Here is an 18293-nt window from a genome sequence, read left to right as displayed (position 1 = left end):
TTATTTTCAACTCCTAAGCAGCTGAAGATTACGATGTGTAGGAGGGTGACATAGATGAGTGATACCGTTCAAAAGATGCCGTTCGGCTATGAGCCGCCAGTAGATGAGCTGAAGGGAACGATCGTGTATTATGATTCCTTCGAGCATACAACGGAACGGGAGCTGGATTTGGCCGCTTATATTACGAAGGAGCGTTCCTTTCGCAAGCTTGTGCTTTATCCTCTGCATGAGCAAAGCTTGAAACGGATGACCAAGGAAGAGGTAAGTCCCTTTTATAAGCGGGAAGATCGTCTGCATGAATGGAAGCGGGACCGCGGAGAAGAGAACGTAATTGTTGAAAGGCTTGAAATCAAACGCAAAAAATACACGCCGATCGATTCCGCGTTAAGGCATTTAGCCGAAACCTACCCTAAACCTTTGTTTTTGCTCCTGACGGGAGAGATGGCTAATCTGTTTGCCTCTTACTCTTCCTTTGAAGAATGGATCGTAAAAATTAGATTACTGCTGACGGAAGAGCCGGATAGATTGCATCCAAGGCTCCTTGAATATAAGCATCGATGGGAATCCGTTATTCAAAAATAGTCGATGGATTTCCTGCAAAAAAGAGCTGTACGTGAAGATACCTTCACGTACAGCTCTTTTTATGATGCCGGTCTGCTGCTTGCTAGCCTGTTGAGGGACTGTTAGGGATATGCCCTTTTTGATTGCGGTTCTCGTTCGTTGAAGCCGCTAAATTGTTTTCTGCTTCCTTCGAGTTTGCTTCAAAAGCTTGATTTTTACTCGGAATCGACTGGTTTTTGTGCTTTGTCACCGTATAACCTCCATTACCTGTATTGCCTAGTTTACTAAGGCATGTTTAGGTTATCCATGTTCCATTGAATTAATCTGAATTAGATAGGAAACGCAGATAAAGGAAAAATAAAAAAGAGACCGGGCTTCATGCTGAAGCCCGGCCTCTTTATTGAGTTGCTGATTATTTTGCGCTGACTACATGCTCTTCGCAAGCAGTAGAGCAGAAGCCATGCTTGGTTTCCTGGCAGTCCGTGCAAACGATATGCTGAAGATGGCAGGAATCATCCGCGCAGTTGATATAAGTGTCTGCGGGTTCATTGCAGTGATGGCATTTGCCAACGACTACGGCTTCATCGGTTTGGTTAATGACAACGGAAGTCCGCTCATCGAATACATAACATTTTCCATCGAACAGCTTGCCTTGTACTTCCTCGTCTTTACCGTAGGTAACAATGCCGCCTTCCAGCTGATAAACGTCGCTAAAACCTTCGCTTAGCATTACGCCTGTAAGCTTCTCGCAGCGAATGCCGCCTGTGCAATAGGTAAGAATAGGCTTGTCTTTGAAATCAGCCATATTCTCGCGAAGCCACTCCGGAAATTCCTTAAACGTCTCGAGATCAGGCCGGATCGCGTTGCGGAAATGGCCAAGATCGTATTCGTAATCGCTTCGTCCATCAAGTACGATAACGTCTTCTCTTAGCAGATAATCATGGAACTCTTTCGGAGAGAGACGGGTGCCGCTTAACGTATTCGGATCAAGAGGCTTATCGTAACGCAGCGTAACTAGCTCTTTCTTATAGCGGACAAAGATCTTTTTGAAGGCATGCTCGTCAGCCTCGTCAATTTTAAACACAATATCGGAAAAGAGCGGGTTCGCGCGCAAATGCTCCATATACTGCTCGGTTTGCTCAACCGTGCCTGAAAGCGTCCCGTTAATGCCTTCATCGGCAATAAGGATACGGCCCTTCACGTTTAATTCCTTACAATATGCAAGATGCTCGGCCGCAAATTGCTCCGCATCGGGTACGGCTACAAATTTATAATACAATAAAATTCGATAGGGTTTCACTTCGCTCATCGTAGTCTTTCCTTTCCGGAAACAAATAAAAGCATACTATATTATAGTTGAACCTCTGCATAATATCAACATAAAACCTTTCGAATTTTGATAGCATATAAAATTGTCGATTCAGGCATAAAAGCCGTAAAAGGCGACGTTACGCCTCCAGCGCAAAATGAGCGTGCATATTAATTCCATATGCAGCCAATCCTACAAAAAGCCTCTCTGGAAACGGAGAGGCTCTTCGTCATGTTTGGAGCAGTTCAATAAAACGCTTGGCAATGATGGACGGAGTGGAGTCCCGCCGGATAGCATAGCCCACAGACCGTGGCGGTATCCGTTCACTAAGCATTAATTGGTATAATTTCTGTTCATCAAGCTCTTGCCGGATGAAGGTTTGCGTAACGAATGCAGCTCCATAGCCGCGCATTGCAAGCTCGACCAGCATATCCATGCTGCTGAGTTCCATGTCCGCATCTGCCGTTATGCCCTGCGATGTAAACCACTGATCGACGAACATTCTTGTACTGCTTCCTTCGGAGAGCAGCAGAAGCGGAATCTGAGTTAACTCCTTGGCGGTCATCGAAGACTCGGATAAATGACGATACGCAGGCCCAACTATAAAGCAATCCTGGATATCGGTTAAGTGCTGAACAACCAGCTCTTGGTCGCTAAACGGCAAATGGATTAACCCGATTTCGATTTGTCCAGCCTTCAGCTTTGCACGGATGTCCGCTGTTTTCCCTTGCAATAGCCTTATCCGTACGGCAGGATATTCCGCATGGAAAGTATCGAGCAGAGGCAGAAGCAAGTGCTTAATGACCGGACCGCTTGCTCCGATACGCAGCTCCCCTGCAGTAAGATTTTTGAGCGCTTGCAATTTGGTTTCGCCGAGCTGCAGGATCGAAAACGATTTCTCAACGTATTCGAGTACGGCAGCGCCCTCCGGCGTCAGCTTCACTCCCTTGGATAGCCGGTCGAATAGCTTCACCTCCAGCTGAGCTTCCAATTGCTTTATGGCATAGCTGACGGAAGGCTGCGTAATATGCAGCTCCTGTGCCGCTTTTGTCAAATTCCCGAGCTTGGCGGTATGCAAAAATATGCGATACCATTCCATATTCAATAACATGACATAACCTCTCTCTATGGCAGTCCTATTATATTTAAATTTCATTTATTTCACATTCAAAATTATAATGGAAACATAACGAATGCGTCAAAGCATTCAATCGGGAGGAACAACTCATGGCAGGAAGCACGTATGGCGAAAGCTTTAAAATAACAACTTTCGGTGAATCTCATGGCGAAGCGGTAGGCGTCATTGTGGATGGCGTCACGCCAGGCGTCGAATTGGATGAGCGTTATATCCAAACCCAAATGGATCGCCGCAAGCCCGGGCAATCCTCCGTCACATCGCCGCGCAAGGAATATGACGTAATCAGCATACTTTCGGGTATGTTCGAAGGAAAAACAACGGGAACGCCGCTTTTCATTATGCTGCATAACAAAGACATGAGGCCCGATGCTTATAGCGATATCCAATACTCTTTCCGCCCAGGGCATGCCGATTACACCTATTTGCAAAAATACGGCATCCGGGATCACCGCGGAAGCGGGCGGGCATCCGGCAGGGAAACGGCGGGACGAGTCGCCGGCGGAGCGGTTGCGCGCAAGCTGCTTGAGAATAAAGGGATCAGTGTCGTTGCTTATACGAAGGAAATCGGGGGAATCAAATGCGAAACCTTTGTTGAGGATGCCATTGAACAAAACGCGGTTAGGGCTTGCGATCCGGAAGCAGCCGTTCGGATGATAGAGAAAATCGAGAATTTAGCCGCCATTGGAGACAGCTGCGGAGGCATTGTGGAATGCCGGATCCGAGGTGTCCATCCTGGAATTGGCGAGCCAGTATTCGATAAGCTTGATGCTGAGCTTGCGAAGGCGATGCTGTCGATTGGAGCTGTAAAAGGGATTGAATTCGGCGCCGGCTTCGCTGCGGCAGAGATGCTCGGCAGCGAACATAACGATGAAATGAGTCCTGACGGTTTTCTTACTAACCATGCAGGAGGAATCATTGGCGGTATCAGCACGGGCGAAGAAATCGTATTCCGGATAGCCGTGAAACCAACCTCGTCCATTTCTTTGCCGCAGCATACGATCGATATTCACGGACAAGAGAAAATGATCGAAACCATCGGAAGACATGATCCTTGTATCTGTCCCCGGATCATTCCTGTCGTTGAGGCCATGGCCTGCATCGTCGTCGAGGACTTAATAAAACGGCAATCCGCTATGCATGCTTAGCTTCTTAGGGAAGACGCCATTATTCTTCCATTATCTTGGTTAAAAACCGCTCACGCGATTCTTTTACTGTGCTATGCTTATACTGACTAAGGCCGAGAGGAGAATGGTAATGAAACCAACTGTTTTTATCGACCGCACCGTCCCGAGCGAGGTAGAAGCGAAGATTGCCGAGTATTGCGATGTCGACAAGTGGGAAGGGACAAACCGGATTCCCCGTGAGCTCCTGCTGGCGAAGCTTGCCAACGCGGATGGATTGCTGACAGCCGGATCCAGAGTAGATGCTGAACTGTTAACGCATGCTCCTCAGCTAAAAGCGGTCAGTACCATTAGCGTAGGCTACAACCATTTTGATATCGATGCGATGAAGCAGCGCGGCATTATTGGAACGCATACTCCTCATGTGTTGAACAACACCGTAGCAGATCTTGCATTTGCGCTCATATTGGGAACGGCGAGGCGCGTAGCTGAGCTGGACCGGTATGTAAAAGAGGGCAAATGGATATCTGGCGCAGGTAATAAATGGTTCGGACAAGACGTACATCACGCGAAGCTTGGCATCATTGGAATGGGCAGGATCGGAGAAGCCGTTGCACGCCGGGCCAGATTTGGTTTTGAAATGGAAGTTTCGTATTACAACCGAAGCCGCAAGCCTGAAGCAGAATCCCTTCTTGGCGTCCGCTACCTTGAACTCAATGAACTGCTTAGAGAGTCGGATTTTGTCGTCATGCTGGCACCACTAACGCCGGAAACGGCGAAGCTGATCGGCAGGGAGCAATTCCGGCTCATGAAGCCGTCTTCGATCTTCATCAATATTTCGCGCGGCCAGACGGTTGACGAAGAAGCCTTGATCGAAGCGCTGCAATCGGGAACGATAACCGCGGCTGGACTTGATGTTTACGAAATTGAGCCGATACCTGCAGATCATCCTTTTCTAAGTATGGATAACGTTCTGACGCTGCCGCACATCGGATCGGCGACAAAGGCTACTAGGTTTGATATGGCTATGCTAGCCGCGCAAAATCTGGTAAATGCATTAACCGGACAAACCCCTGCCCATATCGTACCGGAGCTGCAGTAATTTACTTGAACCGATACAACTTCTTTATGGCGCTATAATATATTTCTATTAGCCATGGTCTGACCGGGATGTTAAAGTGAAATAAAATTAATTCCTATTCATTTAATCGGAATTAAAAACTTTATTCGGCGCAGAGGTGGTAGAGATGAGCGAGATTTATCGGCTGGCAAAACTTGAGGATGCAGGAAGGCTTCTGCATGTTATTTTCGAAGCTTATGTTACAATCAGGGAGCTGGAGCTTCACTGGCCGGCTGCCCATGCGGATTTGGCTTTGATCCAAGATAATATTTTAAGCAATGAATGTTATGTGCTGGAGCTGAACGGGGAAATCGCAGCCACCGTAACTTTATCCAAAGGTGATGAGGTAAAAGCGGTTACCGAATTTCCGTTCATCAAATGGTTTGCGGTGGATCCGGCTTACCAGGGCGTTGGCCTTGGGCATAAGCTGCTGAATTGGGTCGAGCAAAGCATTATCAAGGAAAAGCTTGGCGCTGCGGCCGTCACGCTGGCAACCGCCGAGAAGCATCCTTGGCTGCTGCCCATGTATGAACGGAGAGGTTATGAGAGACTCCATGTCTTCGATTTCGATAACGGGGATGGTCCGATGCATTTATTGCGAAAAATCGTAAATCCTTCTCTGTACCATAGTCTCCAGCTCGAACAGGCTAAATAATTTTTGTATAGGGAAGGGCCCTTCGTTAACGTGAGGGCTCTTCTTTATATCATATTGAAAAGGGGAATGGTTACAATCAAACTGCTGCTGGTCGGATCAACAGGCAAGACGGGGCAATTAATCGAACGCGGCTTGGAAGAGAAAGAGGTTAGCTTCAAACGGTTCGTTCGCTCTAAAGAGCAAATTCGGCAAGGAAGCTTTTTGGGTGATATACGCAATCTAGAGGATGTAAATGAAGCGATGGTTGGGGCAACCGCCGTCATTAGTGCATTAAACACGGAAGGAAACGGCACCCTTGAAAGCGGAATGGGCAACATCATTGCCGCCATGAAGCAGCATCAAATCAAGAGGCTCGTTACGATCGGTACGGCTGGCATTCTGCAAAGCGAGCTGGAGCCGCATTTATATAGATATCAATCCATCGAAAATAAACGGATACATCACGAAGCTGCCATAGAGCATGAGCGGGTGTATGAGCAGCTTTTGCAATCGGAGCTTGACTGGACGGTCATATGTCCAACAAGACTCGTTCATGAAGACAGAAGAAGCGAATACCGCGTCCGGGAGAACGTATTGCCAACCGGCGGCTCAGCTATTTCTTTTGCCGATACGGCTGAATTTGCCGTGACGGCCTATTTGAATGGCTTGCATATCAGGAAGCGGGTAGGCATTGCCTACTAAAGCTCGGTCGATCGATTAAAAAAACCTGGAAACCGCTCTTGCAGCGGCTTCCAGGTTTATTTGCTGACTGAATTTTATCCTTTATCCAGCTTCACGACCTCCACGCGATTAGAGAAGAAGGTAGCGCCGCCGCCCATGTCTGCTAGACGCTGCGGAGTGAGCGCATTGACCGATTGGCGGCCATGGCGGGGATCATCCCACCATAAGCCCTGCGTCACCAAAACGCCAGGCAGCACATCGAGGCCAACACGCAGCTTAATTTCCACTTCGCCGCGGTCATTTCGAACCTTTACGCGCTCTCCGTCTTGAAAGCCAAGTGCCGCGGCATCATCGAGCTGCATATGAAGCAGCGGTTCTTTCTCGAGCTTCTGCAGCCGCTCTTGATTGGCAAAGGTCGAATTGATAAAGCTATGATTCGGACCCGTCATGAGCAAGAACGGATATTTTTCCGGCTCCAGAAGCGGCGTATGGACCGGCACGGGGGAGAAGCCGCGTTCTAGCATTTTCTCCGAATAAAGCTCAATTTTACCGGAAGCAGTCGGTATCATCGCAGTAAACGAAGGAAGCTGGCTGCCGCCGGCTTTCATCCACGAGTTTTCCTTAAGCGCCTCGAACGTTATCCCGTTTAAGAGCGGGTTATTATCGCTGTCCAGCGCTTCGCGAATCATTTGTTCCTCGGATATATCAAAGATTTCACGCTCAAAACCTAATCGCAATGCCAGCTCCTTAAACAATGTGAAGTTGGATTTGCATTCACCCATCGTCTCCATGATCGGCTCGTGAAGCTGTAAGTATAGATGCCAATAGGAAGTGTACAGATCTAAGTTTTCAAAATGCGACGTTGCCGGCAGCACGATATCCGAATACTTGCATGTATCGGTTAGGAACAAATCATGCGTGACGGTAAAAAGGTCTGTACGCGATAGGCCATCGCGGACCCGATTCTGATCGGGCGCCACGACTGCCGGATTACTGTTATAAACAAACAGCATCTTAACCGGACTTGAAGGATCGAGAAGGGCATCGCCAAGCTGATTCATGCTGACCGTGCGGACATTCGGATCAGGCATTAGGTCTGGACGTTCGATTTTCCGAGCATTAAGCCGTGAATACCATCCATTTCCTTTCATTGCGCCGCCCCCGCGGATCCCCCATTGGCCGGTTAACGCGGGCAAGCATGCGATTGTCCGAACGGTCATGCCGCCATTGTCATGATGCTGCAGCCCGTTTCCGATACGAATAAAGGAAGGGGAGGCCGTACCGTACAAGCGGGCAAGCTCCTCAATTTCGGCGGCAGGCACGCCGGTAACGGATTCTACATATTCAGGCGTATATTCGGATGCTTGGGCAGCAAGGTCATCGAAGCCTATCGCATGCTGGTTTAAAAAAGACTGATCTGCGAGTCCGTCGCGAATAATCACATGCATCATGCCAAGAGCAAGGGCAGCATCCGTGCCAGGCCGGAGATGGATGAACCGATCTGCCCAAGCCGAGGTGCGGTTGCGGTGAACATCAATATGGATGATGACGGCTCCGTTTTTTCTCGCTTCGGACGCCAGCATCGTTTGATGCATATTAGTAGATACTAAGTTGCAGCCCCAAATCAGGAACAGCTTCGTATGAACCGTATCTTCGGGATCGATGCCCATGGAAGCACCCATTGTATAAGCGTAGCCGGCAGCACCGGCTGCATTGCAAATCGTGCGGTCGAGCTGACTCGCGCCTAAACGGTGAAAGAACCGCCGGTCCATGCCTTCAGCATTGAGAACACCCATATTTCCATAAAAGCTGTATGGCAAAATAGCTTGGGCGCCATGCTCCGAAATGATTTTTTCCATGCGCGCGGTTATTTCCCCATAAGCTTCTTCCCATGTTATTCGCTCAAAATCAAGCGAGCCTTTGGGGCCGACTCGGCGCAACGGATAAAGCAGCCGATCCGGATGATATACGCGTTCATTCAAATGCCTAACCTTATTGCAAATGGCACCGCGCGTAACCGGATGCGATGCATCGCCGGTAATTTTCGTTATATTTCCATCCTCGAACGTGACGCTGAGCCCGCAGGTATCAGGGCAATCAAAGGGACAAACGGAACGAACCGTTCCATTTGAAATTGTTTTGCTCATTCTCATTTCCACTCCATCCAGCAACCTAAGATCTGTTTTCCTATCATAGCATAATCCATTTCCGCTGAGGCATAGTTAACTCAAACGGCGAGTGAAATAAACATGCCGCTTTTTATTTTCCATCTAAAAACGATTGACAGTATCTTACTTCTCATGTAACATTCAATGTGCTGAAGAAGCTTGCTGACAACTAAATCATTCGTATAACCTCACGGCTTTTAAGGCATGAACAGGGTGAGGGTTTCTACGGGAAGCCTTAACTTCCTAACTACGAGTATGCGATCATTTTTGCAATGATCTTATATTCGTCGTTAGGATTTTTTGTGTTTAAGCAGCTTTATCTTGCAAATAAGAAAGGGGTTCATATCAAAGTGAAATATATACTATCGGTTTTTTTGGGTGCCGCAAGCTACGGCATTTTGTCTACCATTGTCGTTCTGGCTTACGGCAGCGGCTATAACTTAGGGGAGGTTGTCGGAAGCCAGCTGCTCACCGGTTTTATACTTGCATGGGGACTGGCGTTTGTAATGAAATGGCGCGAGAAGCGCAGTAAGGGAACAGCTTCTGATGGAAGCAAGAAGACAGTCACCGGCTTCGTAAGCCTGACTTGGAAGCAGCGCCTGCTGCTGATGGCGGCAGGGACGCCAACTGCAATTACAGGCTTGCTATATTATCAATCCCTGCGTTATATTCCGGCATCACTTGCCATTATTCTGTTGTTCCAATTTACTTGGATCGGCGTACTCATTCAATCGCTGAGCCAGCGGAAACGTCCAAACGGCATTATGTTTTTTACGATTGCTATATTGTTTGGCGGGACTATGCTTGCTGCTGGAATCATTGAGCAGGGCGCAGGGAAATTTAATGTAATGGGCGTCGTTTTGGGTCTTCTATCCGCCGTAAGCTATTCTTTGTTTATCTTGTTCAGCGGCAAAGCAGTACCGTCCGTGCATCCAGCTTACCGCAGCGTTTGGATGATAACAGGCGGGTTGATTCTGGTATTCATCTTATTCCCGCCAACGTTTTTGTTTAACGGCCTCATCTGGGGAGATTTGATGCTTTACGGCTTCTTGCTGGGTATGTTCGGCGCATTTATTCCGCCTGTATTATTCGCGGTCGGCGTACCTCATATCGGAGAAGGGATGGCCGGCATCCTTGGCGCTTCGGAGCTTCCTGTAGCCGTCCTGCTTTCTTCGTTCGTACTGAATGAGCATGTAAGTGCGCTGCAATGGATGGGAGTCATTATTGTTCTAATAGGAATTGCTCTGCCTGAGCTGCTTAAACGGAAAAAAATGAGTGTAAGAAATGGCACAGGCATCTCTGCCTAACCATTTGTAATCTTTTATGAATAATAGGAAACCTGATCATGGATAATAAAATCATATGCACTTAATTTTGCAGGCTTACTAAGCAAGGAGGAAACGAATGCTTTATGACTGTGTGATCGTTGGCGGGGGCTTTGCAGGCTTACAGGCAGCCATACAACTAGGGCGCTATCGTCATCATGTTGCCGTTATTGATGCTGGCGAAGGCAGATCCTCCATATGTAAGAATTATCATAATTTGATCGGCTTTCCTGATGGAATCAGCGGTGCCGAGCTGCTTGCTTCGGGTAAATCCCAAGCCAAGCGGCTCGGCACCGCTTTTATTCAGGCAAAAGTAATACATGCGGAACGCGACGGAGAAGCTTGGAAATTAACAACATCCGATAATCAGTCCTTTCGCGGAAAAAGGCTGCTGCTTGCTACGGGTGTAAAGGATCGCCTTTCAAATTTCCGCATGCTTATTCCCTGCATGGGGAATAGTGTTTTTGTATGCCCGGATTGCGATGGGTATGAGGTATCCGGTAAGCCGACTATTGTGCTCGGTGCAGGAAATGCAGGCGCAAGAATGGCGCTGACGCTAACCCATTGGACCTCGGAGCTCATTTATGTGAATCATGAGCGAACACTGGTTGACGACGAGCTTCGCGTACAACTTGAAGAACATGGCATCCCCTGTATCGAACAGATGGTTCAGGAGGTTATTCTTGAAGAAGAACAATTCAAGGGCATCGTATTGGACGATGGTACGGTTATCAATCGCTCCCGCTGCTTTATCGCTTTCGGAGGCAATGAAGTGCGCTCGGAGCTAGCCCGGCAGCTTGGCGTCGAGCTTATGGAAAATAAACATATTCAGATCGACCCGCGCACAAAGCTTACCAGCGTGAAGCATGTATGGGCGGCTGGGGATGTGGCCGGACACTCGGAAATGGTTACCATCGCAATGGGGGACGGCAGCCAAGCTGCGATTTGGATTCATAAAAGCTTAATCACGACATCGAAAGGATGATCTTATCGATGATTCCATATTCCAAAGCCTCCTCCGATGACATATAATAATCCCGGTCCATATCCTTTTCGATTTTTTCTAAAGGCTGGCCTGTTTTTTCAGCGCTGATCTGATTTAATTTTGAACGGATTTTCAAAATGCGCGCAGCACTAATTGCGATATCGCTGGCTTGCCCTTGTACCCCGCCGTGGGGCTGATGGATCATAATCTCGCTGTTTGGCAGCGCGGTTCGATGTCCTTTTTCTCCCGCAAGCAGAAGGATGGCTGCGAAGGAAGCAGCTAAACCGGTACAAATCGTATGCACAGGGGGCTTCACGAATTGCATGGTATCCAGAATCGCAAACCCGGCCGAGGTCGAGCCTCCGGGACTGTTGATGTACATGGAAATTTCTTTATCAGGGTCTTCTGCGGCCAAAAACAATAGCTGCGCAATGATACTGTTTGCGACGTTATCGTCAATCGCGGAGCCTAGAAATACGATGCGGTCCCGCAGCAGTCTGGAATAAATATCGTATGATCTTTCCCCCCGGCTTGATTGTTCGACGACATAAGGTACATAGCTGTTCATTTTATCTGCCTCCTGAATGATGTTTTTGGCTTTCAAAACGGTAAACGAACCACAGGCTTCAAAAGATACGAACAATCGCATGGGAAAAATGCGTATCCTTTTTCAATCCTCATTCGTTTACAATAATAAGGATAGGTCCCTTAATCTTGTGGTGGGCAGGAGAACGAAGAGGAGGCATAATGATGCAAATCATCAAAACCAAGCGAAGTAACGAACGGTATCCTTCAGAACAACAAATCGAACGGCTTTATGCCGTTTTATATCGCTATTGCATGTCGCTAACGAAATCGAAATGGGAAGCCGAAGATCTTGTACAGGACACATGGTTAAAATGTATGCGGGCGGCTGTATACACATCGCATAAAAACCCTGAGGCGTTTATGTTGCGTATAGCCAAAAATACATGGATCGATCAAATGCGCAGAAAAAACCACTTTCGCCTGATTCATCAGCAACTCACGCATTTGGATGCTGTATCGGATACGAGCAGTTTGGATCATGAGGCTGTTATGTATGGGCTCATCCAGCATCTATCGCCGCTTCAGCGAACGGTGTTCCTTCTTCGCGATGTTTTCGAATACTCTGCAGCGGAGACAGCAGAGCTTCTCCAGACATCTAGCGGAGCGATCAAAGCCGCGCTTCATCGGGCGCGGGAGGCCTTGTGCGCGGTTAGACGCGACCTCGAGCCCGAAGCCATGCTTCCTCCGGATAACGAGGATATGAAAAGCTTCTTAAGCGCTATGGCGATTGCTTACCAGCTCGGAGATGTCGCGCTGCTCATTGAGCTGGCTCAAAGAGATATTTTGGAAGCGACCGCAGTAATAGGAATCGCCCAAAACGCCAAGTTAAAAGCGAGCAGCCGAGTTTGGGACATGCGAAATAATAGCAAGACGTCCATGCAGATGGCTGCTGCATAGGTGATTAATACAGATAAAGCTAATGCTGATAGGCATTAGCTTTTTTTGACCGAAAGCACACTGATTTCACTGCAATAAGCTATAATAAAGCAAAAGGCAAGAAGGACTGAGGCAAAGAACAATGACTAAGAAACTAATATTTTTTGATATTGACGGCACCCTTGTCGATCACGAGAAAAAGATCCCGCCTTCTACGCGGCTAGCCGTCAAGCAGCTCCAAGAGGCAGGCCATGAGCTCGTAATTGCGACAGGCAGAGGGCCTTTTATGCTCAAGCCCGTTTCCGAAGAATTAAACATTGAGTCCTATGTCAGTTTTAACGGTTCTTACGCGGTATACAAGGGGGAGGTCGTTTACAGTCATCCGCTTGATCCTGGGAGGCTTGCTGAGCTTGCTGAAATCACATTAAAAAACAAGCATCCATTGGTTTATATGACGCCGGAAGGAATGCGGTCGAGCACGCATCAAACGGCTTACGAGGAAGATGCGAATGAAGCTTTAAGAATGAGACTGCCGCCAATGGATCCCGAATATTACATGGGGAAAGAAATTTACCAGTGTTTGCTATATTGCAAAGAAGAAGACGAGAGCTGCTATAAAGAAAATTTTTCAGAGCTCGGTTTTATACGTTGGCATATGTTCGGGAGCGATATACTTCCTCCGGGAGGCTCTAAAGCAAAAGGGATTCAGGCGCTAATTGAAAGAGCAGGGGTTAGGAGCGAGGAAGTCTACGCCTTTGGTGACGGGATCAATGATTTGGAAATGCTGCAATACGTTTGTCACAGCGTTGCGATGGGGAACGCCTCTGACGAAGTGAAGCAGGCTGCACGTTATGTCACCAAGGATGTAACGGATGACGGGATTATGTATGGCTTAAGGATGCTGGGTTTGCTAAAAGAATAAATGAAGCGCAACGATTACGAGTTGCTGATAGGATCCTAATAGAAGAAGAGACTGACCTCTGCAGGAGATCAGTCTCTTCATTTCTTTTATATGATAGGTTATTGATTATCTAATCACACGTCGTGCTGTAACGTAAGTCCTGTCCCATGCGCTTCCGGAAAATTTCGAAATCGTAACGCCAAGGCCTACTTTATAAGTGTGAAGGAGTCTGCCGTTGCCGATATAGATGCTCACGTGATTGATTTTGCCATCGCGGTTCGTATCGGAGAAAATTAAATCCCCGGCTCTAAGGTTTTTTCTGGATACGTATTTACCGGCTTTTGCTTGATCTCTTGATGATCTTGGAAGGCTGATTCCGTTTCTCTTGTAAACGTATTGCGTAAAGGATGAACAGTCAAAAGCGCTTGTGATGCCCGATCTTGCGCCAAATCTATAAGGAACCCCAATATATTTTTTGCCGGTGGCAATGATTCTGCTCGCTTTTAAAGCAGTGGAAGTTGTAGCAGCGTTTACGGGTTGCGGCATGGAAACGGTACCTGCGGAAATAGCAATGGACAAGCTGATACCAACACCTGCAATGATCTTGCGCATACGGTTTTTCTGTGTGTTTATCATGATGACCCTCCTTGAATTGTGTTGATAGTGTTGCGGCTAGGAATACAATAACATAGATAAAAAATCCATTACTTACCTATGAGAAACCAAACCTTTGCGGGCGTAGGGAAAAATGATATTTATTAGAAAGTGATGATAAAAAACTCATTTTTTCATCTTGACAATAGGTTTGTGGTAAAGATTTCTTATAGCCGTTTTTTAACTTTAACGTGCTGTCTCAGAGGGTTTATACTGATGAAGTCGGGCCGACGAATGATGAGGAAAGGAGCTGATCGAATTGATTAACAACCTGGAGGTGATCTCCGTTTAACGGAGATCACTCAAATGAAGGAGACCGAAAGGTCTCCTTTTATGATTAATCCTCATCGTCATTCGGATTAATGGAAATTTTGTTAAACATTTCTTGTCAACTGAAAAGGCTTACAATATAATGACAGAGTACAGCATGATTGAAGCTTCTATGGAGTGAGGGAGCATCCATGGTTTTTTTTGCTTTCAAAGTGTCGTTGGCTTTACCAAAAATCGAAGGGAGGAAGTAAAAAATGTTGCTGAATACGTTAAGGAATAATCTTAAAACGATGAGCTTATTCGAGGAGGACGTTTATAGTGAACTACAAAAATGGGAGAGATGTGCTTCCCCCTAGTTTATTGCTGGAGCTGCAAAAATACATTCAAGGCGATCTGATTTATGTACCTAAATTAGCGGAGAAGCGTGCGCACTGGGGAGAGGTAAGCGGAACCCGGAAGCTGCTGGCTGAACGAAATAAAGAGATTTACAGCTATTATTCGAATGGATGGTCTGTTGCAGATCTAGAGCGAAAATATCATTTGTCCGGTGAAAGTATTCGGAAGATTATCGTCAAATCAAGATAAGATAGCCATGAAAAGAAAGCAGAATGCTTCACGCATCTGCTTTTTTTTGTTTATTTCACTAGAAATCGCAATAGGCAAAAAGGAATTTTTTGTCGAATGTCGAATGAAATAGGAATGTTGGATTTTGGCGAAATTTGCAGAATAATATTTCAAAGATCATCGATGGAGGCATAAGCATTGAAGTCATTATTAATTGCGGAAGATGAACCCATACTACGAATGCTCATTATGGATACACTCGAAGACGAAGGATATATGCTCGAAGAAGCGGCCGACGGGGAAGAAGCGCTGCAAAAGATAACAGAAACGAAATTCGATTTAATTATTTTGGATTATATGATGCCTAAAATGACTGGGATCGAAGTTATTGAAAAAACTGGTTTATTGGATAACCGCCAGCAAGCTAAGATCTTGATGTTGTCGGCTAAAAGCCAGCAATCCGAACAAGAAAAAGTATTGAACGCCGGAGCAGACGGCTTCATGTCCAAACCCTTCAGCCCGTTGGAGCTTATTGCAAAAGTAGAGGAGATGCTTCGTGGCTAAGCTTCGCCTCTATTTCAAAAAAAGAATAACCCGGCAATTGGTAGCGATGATGACGATTGCTTTAAGCTTCATTCTTATCGGGGCCGTACTCGTATTCGTAAGTACGGTATTGATATTGAAAAACTATGAGGCTGAAACAACCGAGTTGAGGGAAAAACAAGAGCTCGTCGCGCAGATTGCCGATCATTCCACCGAAATTATATTACGTGCCCGCGGTTATTATGTATTTTTGTCGGATTATGAATATCAAAAGGTAATTGCCGAGAAGGAATTGTTAAACCAAGCATTAGCTGAAATTAAAGTGATGACGCTCAGCGACTCCGAAAAAGAGGTTATGCAAAATATCGAATCATTTTTTACAGACTACTTTGGCGTCGTCTTTCCGAAAGCCATCGCGTTCTCAAAGGCTGAAGATTACGCTTCGCTCCGTGTGCTGGTATCTGCAGGAGAAGATAATCCCGTTAATAAGCTGATCAGCTACTCACGCGATTTTGAAAACCAAGTGCAATTGATTGCCGACCAAAAAAACAAGCAATTGATAAATCAGCTTTCTGCGCAAGCCTTGTTATTCATCGGCTATATCCTATTCATCCTCATTTTATCTTCAATTATTACGAGAAAGTTTGCCACTGCTATCGGAGTGCCTCTAATGGTATTAACGAATTATGCAAAGCGATACACGAACGGCGGGCATGCTGAGATTGAATTGAAGGACAGAGAGGATGAGCTGGGCGAGTTGGCCCGCACATTCCAAACGATGATGAGGCAAATTCAGAGCAAGGAAGAAGAGCTGCATGCCCAGAATGAAGAGCTTCTGGCGCAGCAGGATGAGCTTCAGGCCCAACAGGATGAGTTGCAAAATGCGGTCGTAATCATGGAGCAGAACGAGAATTACTTGGAGAAGCGCAATCGGTTTGTTCAATCACTCTCTAACACCCTCGACCAGCAGGAACTGCTGCAGAGCATTGTCAGCAATATTGTCGAGCTGACGGATTGCGATAAAGGGTTAATCGTCATGTTGAACAGGGAATATGATTATGCTTCCGTCGGCATTTCCGATATGTCTGCGAAGGATTTTATCGAACATATGAATGACGGCATTGTTTTACGCGCATTGCAAACCAAGAAGGCTTACAGCATTGTAAGAGAGGGTTCGATCGGCGAACGAGGCTACCATGATAAGGCTATGCAGGCAACCGATCTTATTTTGCCGATCTTAAACGCCAGAGAAGATATGGTAGCTTGTTTAGTGATCACTAAGGTGAACCGAAGTATCTCCAAACAAGAGGAAGACGAGATCGTAGGTTTGATGACGCAGGTCTCGTTAGCTTTTGACAAGCTGCATCTTTATGAGTTATCCGAGAAGCAGCGGTTAATGACCAGCGACATGCTAAACACCATTCAAGAAGGCATACAATTACTTGATCTGGATGGAACGACGATGCAAATAAACCGGAAAATGTCAGAACTGCTGCCTTTTTTCAAACCGGATGAAACTTGGACAAGCCTGCCGTTCAAACGGTTTCAAGCACAGATCCGTGCGGCTGTCGGTGAAGCGGACCGCCTCATTCAATTTATGGAGGAGCTTATCCAGCACGGACATTATCAAGGTAAACGCAGCATGAATTATGAAATTTTGGAGCCTGAACGAAGATTTATTCAGATCTACTGCGAGCCTCTTTACCGTAACGGTCAAAAATTCGGTTTGCTGCTCGTCCATCGGGACATTACGAAGGAATACGAAGTAGACAGAATGAAGTCAGAGTTCGTAAGTACCGTAAGCCACGAACTGAGGACGCCGCTTGCCAGCGTGCTTGGATTCGCGGAGCTGCTCCTTCACCGTGAGCTGAAACCTGAACGCCAACGGAAATATATAACGACGATCTACCAGGAAGCCAAAAGATTAACGTCGTTAATTAATGATTTTCTTGATTTGCAGCGAATGGAATCCGGCAAACAGGTTTATGATATGAAGTTAATGTCTTTAACGCCATTAATTACTGAAGCTGTCGAAACCCAGCAGCTATCAACCAGCAGCCACCGGCTTATCTGGACAAACGAAGCCCCGGATGCCATCGTGTTAGCAGACCGTGACAAGATGCATCAGGTCCTCATCAATTTGCTGAGCAATGCTGTGAAATACTCCCCTAACGGAGGAGAAATCCGGATAATTAGCGGCATTAACAATGGGCAATTGCTAATTCGCGTTGAAGATGAAGGATTGGGCATTCCCAAGGACGCGATGACGAACCTGTTCAATAAATTTTATCGGGTCGATAATTCGGACCGCAGAGAAATCGGAGGCACGGGCTTAGGTTTAGCCATCGTTAAAGAAATTATCACTAAGCATGAAGGCAAAATAGATGTCTATTCGGAATTTGGCAGCGGGACTACCTTTATCGTTGCTTTGCCAATTGCTGAGCTGCCTATTCGTATTTATAACGACGAAGCAAAGGACAGTACGCACTCGGAAGCTTCAATTCAGGTTATGCTCGTCGAGAATGACCATAATTTAGCCACTCTCCTATGCGAGGAACTGCATGCAAGCGGTTATCGGATTCATTTGTTTAAAGAGGGCGGTCTAGCCATTGCTGCGATTGAAAGACTGAATCCGGATATCGTGGTTCTCGATCTTATGCTTGAATCAGGCATTACTGGCTGGGATATCATTAGCAAAATTAAAAAAACAGACCTGTTAATGAATAAGCCAATTGTCATCTCCAGCGCATTCGAAGAAAAGGAGAAAGCCGCGCAGTGGGGAATACAGGAGTTTCTGGTGAAGCCTTATTTACCCGGCAGACTAAGTGCAGCTATAACGCGCATGCTGCGTTAAT

The 18293-nt window shown here is 46.6% G+C and carries 18 protein-coding genes and 1 riboswitch; of the genes, 12 read left to right on the top strand and 6 right to left on the bottom strand.

Going from position 1 to position 18293, the window contains the following annotated elements:
- Nucleotides 1–54: 54 nt before the first annotated feature.
- Nucleotides 55–582 (top strand): hypothetical protein, encoded by a 528-nt coding sequence (locus ACN6MW_RS30690; protein WP_419873508.1) that lies wholly within the window; start codon nt 55–57, stop codon nt 580–582.
- A gap of 82 nt (nt 583–664) precedes the next feature.
- Here ACN6MW_RS30690 and ACN6MW_RS30685 read toward each other — a convergent pair whose 3' ends face one another.
- From ACN6MW_RS30685 to ACN6MW_RS30675, 3 genes are all read right to left on the bottom strand, one after another.
- The gene (locus ACN6MW_RS30685) at nt 665–811 is read right to left on the bottom strand and encodes a hypothetical protein (protein ID WP_419873507.1); all 147 of its coding nucleotides are present in this window, start codon (nt 809–811) and stop codon (nt 665–667) included.
- A gap of 162 nt (nt 812–973) precedes the next feature.
- Entirely contained in the window at nt 974–1870 is an 897-nt protein-coding gene (locus tag ACN6MW_RS30680; protein ID WP_419873506.1) for a rhodanese-related sulfurtransferase, read from the bottom strand.
- Nucleotides 1871–2099: 229 nt separating this feature from the next.
- On the bottom strand, nt 2100–2981 hold the full coding sequence (locus ACN6MW_RS30675; protein ID WP_419873505.1) for a LysR family transcriptional regulator: 882 nt from the start codon (nt 2979–2981) through the stop codon (nt 2100–2102).
- Nucleotides 2982–3097: 116 nt separating this feature from the next.
- On the opposite strand from ACN6MW_RS30675, the gene aroC reads away from it, so the two are divergent.
- The 4 genes from aroC to ACN6MW_RS30655 all read left to right on the top strand — a co-directional run bounded on the left by aroC (nt 3098) and on the right by ACN6MW_RS30655 (nt 6585).
- Nucleotides 3098–4153 carry a chorismate synthase gene (aroC, locus tag ACN6MW_RS30670; RefSeq protein WP_419873504.1) on the top strand — a complete coding sequence of 352 codons (1056 nt, stop codon included), beginning with the start codon at nt 3098–3100 and terminating at the stop codon, nt 4151–4153.
- A gap of 109 nt (nt 4154–4262) precedes the next feature.
- Nucleotides 4263–5231, top strand: a complete 969-nt coding sequence (locus ACN6MW_RS30665) for a 2-hydroxyacid dehydrogenase (RefSeq protein WP_419873503.1) — start codon at nt 4263–4265, stop codon at nt 5229–5231.
- 145 nt (nt 5232–5376) lie between these two features.
- Nucleotides 5377–5904 (top strand): GNAT family N-acetyltransferase, encoded by a 528-nt coding sequence (locus ACN6MW_RS30660; RefSeq protein ID WP_419873502.1) that lies wholly within the window; start codon nt 5377–5379, stop codon nt 5902–5904.
- A gap of 66 nt (nt 5905–5970) precedes the next feature.
- Complete coding sequence (locus ACN6MW_RS30655; RefSeq protein WP_419873501.1) at nt 5971–6585, top strand: NAD(P)-dependent oxidoreductase; 615 nt, start codon at nt 5971–5973, stop codon at nt 6583–6585.
- A gap of 74 nt (nt 6586–6659) precedes the next feature.
- Here the strand turns inward: ACN6MW_RS30655 and ACN6MW_RS30650 are convergent, their stop codons facing one another.
- Nucleotides 6660–8711, bottom strand: a complete 2052-nt coding sequence (locus tag ACN6MW_RS30650) for a molybdopterin-containing oxidoreductase family protein (protein ID WP_419873500.1) — start codon at nt 8709–8711, stop codon at nt 6660–6662.
- Between the two features lie 179 nt (nt 8712–8890).
- Nucleotides 8891–9002, top strand: a riboswitch (purine riboswitch).
- Between the two features lie 80 nt (nt 9003–9082).
- Here ACN6MW_RS30650 and ACN6MW_RS30645 point away from each other — a divergent pair.
- Together ACN6MW_RS30645 and ACN6MW_RS30640 are read left to right on the top strand one after the other, a co-directional pair.
- A complete protein-coding gene (locus tag ACN6MW_RS30645) occupies nt 9083–10039 on the top strand; it encodes an EamA family transporter (protein WP_419873499.1) in 957 nt (318 codons plus the stop codon).
- 97 nt (nt 10040–10136) lie between these two features.
- A complete protein-coding gene (locus ACN6MW_RS30640) occupies nt 10137–11042 on the top strand; it encodes an NAD(P)/FAD-dependent oxidoreductase (RefSeq protein ID WP_419873498.1) in 906 nt (301 codons plus the stop codon).
- On the opposite strand, the gene clpP is transcribed toward ACN6MW_RS30640, so the two are convergent.
- Nucleotides 11023–11610: an ATP-dependent Clp endopeptidase proteolytic subunit ClpP gene (gene clpP / locus ACN6MW_RS30635; protein ID WP_419873497.1), complete on the bottom strand. Its 588-nt coding sequence runs from the start codon at nt 11608–11610 to the stop codon at nt 11023–11025. The two genes, ACN6MW_RS30640 and clpP, sit on opposite strands and share 20 nt — an antisense overlap.
- Before the next feature lie 179 nt (nt 11611–11789).
- Here clpP and ACN6MW_RS30630 point away from each other — a divergent pair, with 179 nt between their 5' ends.
- Both ACN6MW_RS30630 and ACN6MW_RS30625 read left to right on the top strand, forming a co-directional pair.
- On the top strand, nt 11790–12527 hold the full coding sequence (locus ACN6MW_RS30630; protein WP_419873496.1) for an RNA polymerase sigma factor: 738 nt from the start codon (nt 11790–11792) through the stop codon (nt 12525–12527).
- A 121-nt stretch (nt 12528–12648) separates the two neighbouring features.
- Nucleotides 12649–13428 (top strand): Cof-type HAD-IIB family hydrolase, encoded by a 780-nt coding sequence (locus ACN6MW_RS30625; RefSeq protein WP_419873495.1) that lies wholly within the window; start codon nt 12649–12651, stop codon nt 13426–13428.
- Nucleotides 13429–13533: 105 nt separating this feature from the next.
- Here ACN6MW_RS30625 and ACN6MW_RS30620 read toward each other — a convergent pair whose 3' ends face one another.
- Nucleotides 13534–14043 carry a C40 family peptidase gene (locus ACN6MW_RS30620; RefSeq protein ID WP_419873494.1) on the bottom strand — a complete coding sequence of 170 codons (510 nt, stop codon included), beginning with the start codon at nt 14041–14043 and terminating at the stop codon, nt 13534–13536.
- Between the two features lie 606 nt (nt 14044–14649).
- Between ACN6MW_RS30620 and ACN6MW_RS30615 the strand changes: the two genes are divergently transcribed.
- The 3 genes from ACN6MW_RS30615 to ACN6MW_RS30605 all read left to right on the top strand — a co-directional run bounded on the left by ACN6MW_RS30615 (nt 14650) and on the right by ACN6MW_RS30605 (nt 18292).
- Nucleotides 14650–14916, top strand: coding sequence for a CD3324 family protein (locus ACN6MW_RS30615; protein ID WP_419873493.1), 267 nt, complete (start codon nt 14650–14652; stop codon nt 14914–14916).
- 177 nt (nt 14917–15093) lie between these two features.
- Nucleotides 15094–15459, top strand: a complete 366-nt coding sequence (locus ACN6MW_RS30610) for a response regulator transcription factor (RefSeq protein ID WP_419873492.1) — start codon at nt 15094–15096, stop codon at nt 15457–15459.
- Nucleotides 15452–18292 (top strand): ATP-binding protein, encoded by a 2841-nt coding sequence (locus tag ACN6MW_RS30605; RefSeq protein ID WP_419873491.1) that lies wholly within the window; start codon nt 15452–15454, stop codon nt 18290–18292. The genes ACN6MW_RS30610 and ACN6MW_RS30605 overlap by 8 nt, the downstream gene beginning before the upstream one ends.
- Nucleotide 18293: the final 1 nt, after the last annotated feature.

This window comes from Pristimantibacillus sp. PTI5, assembly GCF_048572955.1.
In the GTDB taxonomy this organism is placed as follows: Bacteria; Bacillota; Bacilli; order Paenibacillales; family Paenibacillaceae; genus Pristimantibacillus.
Note: the sequence above shows the minus strand (reverse complement) of the source record. Positions and strands in the feature narration are given on the sequence as shown.

Bases quoted from the DNA above. Each gene is read 5' to 3' on its own strand.
- ACN6MW_RS30655 (WP_419873501.1), top strand. From the start codon at position 5,971: ATGGTTACAATCAAACTGCTGCTGGTCGGATCAACAGGCAAGACGGGG.
- ACN6MW_RS30650 (WP_419873500.1), bottom strand. From the start codon at position 8,711: ATGAGCAAAACAATTTCAAATGGAACGGTTCGTTCCGTTTGTCCCTTT.
- ACN6MW_RS30660 (WP_419873502.1), top strand. From the start codon at position 5,377: ATGAGCGAGATTTATCGGCTGGCAAAACTTGAGGATGCAGGAAGGCTT.
- ACN6MW_RS30640 (WP_419873498.1), top strand. From the start codon at position 10,137: ATGCTTTATGACTGTGTGATCGTTGGCGGGGGCTTTGCAGGCTTACAG.
- ACN6MW_RS30630 (WP_419873496.1), top strand. From the start codon at position 11,790: ATGATGCAAATCATCAAAACCAAGCGAAGTAACGAACGGTATCCTTCA.
- ACN6MW_RS30690 (WP_419873508.1), top strand. From the start codon at position 55: ATGAGTGATACCGTTCAAAAGATGCCGTTCGGCTATGAGCCGCCAGTA.
- aroC (WP_419873504.1), top strand. From the start codon at position 3,098: ATGGCAGGAAGCACGTATGGCGAAAGCTTTAAAATAACAACTTTCGGT.
- ACN6MW_RS30680 (WP_419873506.1), bottom strand. From the start codon at position 1,870: ATGAGCGAAGTGAAACCCTATCGAATTTTATTGTATTATAAATTTGTA.
- ACN6MW_RS30625 (WP_419873495.1), top strand. From the start codon at position 12,649: ATGACTAAGAAACTAATATTTTTTGATATTGACGGCACCCTTGTCGAT.
- ACN6MW_RS30675 (WP_419873505.1), bottom strand. From the start codon at position 2,981: ATGTTATTGAATATGGAATGGTATCGCATATTTTTGCATACCGCCAAG.
- ACN6MW_RS30665 (WP_419873503.1), top strand. From the start codon at position 4,263: ATGAAACCAACTGTTTTTATCGACCGCACCGTCCCGAGCGAGGTAGAA.
- clpP (WP_419873497.1), bottom strand. From the start codon at position 11,610: ATGAACAGCTATGTACCTTATGTCGTCGAACAATCAAGCCGGGGGGAA.
- ACN6MW_RS30620 (WP_419873494.1), bottom strand. From the start codon at position 14,043: ATGATAAACACACAGAAAAACCGTATGCGCAAGATCATTGCAGGTGTT.